2 tRNA genes are annotated in these 520 nt (G+C 45.0%); both read right to left on the bottom strand.

Going from position 1 to position 520, the window contains the following annotated elements:
- Positions 1–3 precede the first annotated feature (3 nt).
- Positions 4–79, bottom strand: a tRNA-Ala gene (locus F0227_RS21825).
- A gap of 123 nt (positions 80–202) precedes the next feature.
- Positions 203–279: transfer RNA gene (locus tag F0227_RS21820), tRNA-Ile, on the bottom strand.
- Positions 280–520: the final 241 nt, after the last annotated feature.

Raw genomic sequence — 520 nt, 5'->3', positions numbered from 1 at the left:
AGATGGTGGAGCTATGCGGGATCGAACCGCAGACCTCCTGCGTGCAAGGCAGGCGCTCTCCCAGCTGAGCTATAACCCCATCAGTGGGTGTTTCTTTTGATAACTCATAATATGTTGATTAAATCTTTCTTATTTGAGGCAAGTTATGAGGAAGCATATTGAAATATGCGACGATTAACTTAACGAAAAAGAAGGAAGATTTTGGTGGGTCTGAGTGGACTTGAACCACCGACCTCCCGCTTATCAGGCGAGCGCTCTAACCAGCTGAGCTACAGACCCATTCTAACTCGTTCTTTTTGCTTGACTCTTCGTTGTGCTGCCTATCCTCGCTCAGTCACATACTTTTGTATGCTCCTTTACTCGTCAGTTGCACGCCTCGATTCAACCAAAAATCCCGTCGTTATAAACTCAATAAGTCTGAGTTATCTTTCTCTTTGCTTTTCTAAACCATATCAATCTGTGTGGACACTCATAAACGAGCAATCTTCGTATTAAGGAGGTGATCCAGCCCCAGGTTCCC

The sequence above is a fragment of the Vibrio sp. 99-8-1 genome (genome assembly GCF_013114595.1).
GTDB lineage: Bacteria > Pseudomonadota > Gammaproteobacteria > Enterobacterales > Vibrionaceae > Vibrio.
The sequence above is the reverse complement of the archived record's forward strand: the minus strand, read 5'-3'. Positions and strand labels throughout refer to the sequence as shown.